General features: G+C 45.9%; 3 protein-coding genes. All 3 read right to left on the bottom strand.

Annotated features, from left to right (window positions below; genetic code table 11):
- Positions 1-178 precede the first annotated feature (178 nt).
- On the bottom strand, positions 179-805 hold the full coding sequence (locus tag C6G87_RS03880) for a hypothetical protein (RefSeq protein WP_158653087.1): 627 nt from the start codon (positions 803-805) through the stop codon (positions 179-181).
- Positions 806-869: 64 nt separating this feature from the next.
- A complete protein-coding gene (locus C6G87_RS03875) occupies positions 870-1,373 on the bottom strand; it encodes an MFS transporter (protein ID WP_104752229.1) in 504 nt (167 codons plus the stop codon).
- Positions 1,374-1,667: 294 nt separating this feature from the next.
- Positions 1,668-2,029: hypothetical protein (locus C6G87_RS03865; protein WP_158653086.1), on the bottom strand; the 362-nt coding region annotated here is incomplete at its 5' end.

Here is a 2,029-nt window from a genome sequence, read left to right as displayed (position 1 = left end):
CTCCCTATCTTTGAGGCTTAAATCCTCTTTGATGTCCCACAGCTAGAAGAAGTCTTAGAGCTAGGCACAACAGCTAGGCACGATCACCACCTCCCCCCAATGCCAAAAAACCAGGACTGATTTTTTTTGGCATGTCCAAATATGGGTTCTATCACAAACAGCGGGGGTCTGTAACGTACTAGCTTCGTGTTATCTTGCGCTTAAAACCCCAAAACACCAACACCGCTGCCACATTAGCCACAGCTAGAAAGATGATGGCAAACAATAAAATGTAGTCGTGATTAGAAGACATGTTGGGGTAAAAATGCTTGCCTAAGGTCTTTGCGCCCTCCACAATGGGGGTGATCAAAATCCATGCCACAAACCCAGAGAACAACGCGCTCATGCTATGCCAGGATAGAAAGACAGCCCTTTGTGTTTCAGGGGCTTGAGATTGCCAATAGGCTAGATCGATGGCTTCAACAACCACTTCTAGGACGCTGTAAAGGATTAAAAAGGGGACGATCGCCCAAAAATTGATGGGCAAAACTTTAGCCAGCACCAACACAAAGGCGATGATGAGTATAAAGCCTTGCAAGAGATTTAGCAAGAGCAGCGCGCGCACCTTGCGCTCCACATTGCCAATGGCTGAGATGATGAAGCTCCCCAGCAAAGACCCCCCTGTCAGCAAGCCTATTAAAAGCCCGGTCGTCTCAGAAGAAAACAGATCAATGCTCACGGGTAAAATGATTTTATTGGCGATCCCAGCAAAGATACTCACGATGAGAGCAAAGAGGGCATAAGCAAAAATAGAGTGGGATCGCAAAATCTTAAACCCCCCCAAAAAAGAGGCGCTGGGGGTTGGGGCTATTAGTTTTGAACCGCTATTCTTACTGGATCAAGGCCAGATTGGCAATCCCCAAGGGTTTTAATAAAACCCCCGCTAGAATGGGGGCGATGAGAGTGGCGCTATAATAGGACGCTTTGATCAAACCATTGACTCGTTCGTAATTCTTAGAGGTGGCAAAGGACATTTGTATGCTCTTGCTTGCTGGTCCTAGCAACGCCCCCCCTACACCATGAATGACAAGGATCAGAATTAGAAAATAAAAATTCATCTGCGCTTTTAAGATGAGATATTGCGCAATACTTGTGGGGATCAAACAGAGATGAAAAATTTGCACGCTGAATTTGGGGTTATAAGACTCCATGAGCGCACCCACTTTGGGCAAAAAGGGCAGGGCAACTAGAGAAGAGAACATCATAAAAAAACCCAGCTGGGCAAATTGGGCGATGGAGCCCGAGCTTTCATAAACCCATAACATCAGCCCTACGCTAAGGATAGAAGCCCCTAGGGCGTAGATGAAGATAGAGAGAAGATAGCGCGCGAGCATAACCCCTACGCTCTAAAAGGGCGCAGCGTCCTATCCTGCAACATAGTTTTAATCATGTAACCTTCGCTTTGCATGTGTCTATGGTGTAAATAAAACACTCTAGCCTGGAAATCTTGACACACGAGCGTATGCACTAAATCGAGTGCGCGCAACTCGTCCTCTAGCTTGACACAGGGAACATAGCGGATATAAAAGTAAAACCCCTCTTCAAAACATTCTGAGAAATTATAGCCCCTTTTCTCAAGGAGGGAAGGGAGGCGCATCCTAGATTTTACAACACATGCTTCTGACATACTACCAATCCTTTCTTGGCTTCCCATACCACACATGGGAGCCATTCCTATCATGTGTGTGGTAATGGGTGTAGATTTTAGTTTTTTCTGTTGCATTTTGGGGTACATTGAACTCTCGGATAGGCTTTTTACCCGCAATATTTTTAGCAACAGCCCTATTGGGAGCCATCACATCTGCCTTACCCTTTTCCACCATCTTTTTAGCCACCTTTTGCGAAACAACTTTCTTGGCTATAAATCTTGTAGCTCCCATCACGCCTATTATGACCGGCGGAGCTGCTCGATCCTGAACCTTAACTTTAGAATCACCCTGTCCATCTGCTCTTAACATGTCTACAGACATCAGCCCAAGCATGCCAAACA

This window comes from Helicobacter baculiformis, assembly GCF_900197685.1.
Classification (GTDB): Bacteria; Campylobacterota; Campylobacteria; order Campylobacterales; family Helicobacteraceae; genus Helicobacter; species Helicobacter baculiformis.
Note: the sequence above shows the minus strand (reverse complement) of the source record. Positions and strands in the feature narration are given on the sequence as shown.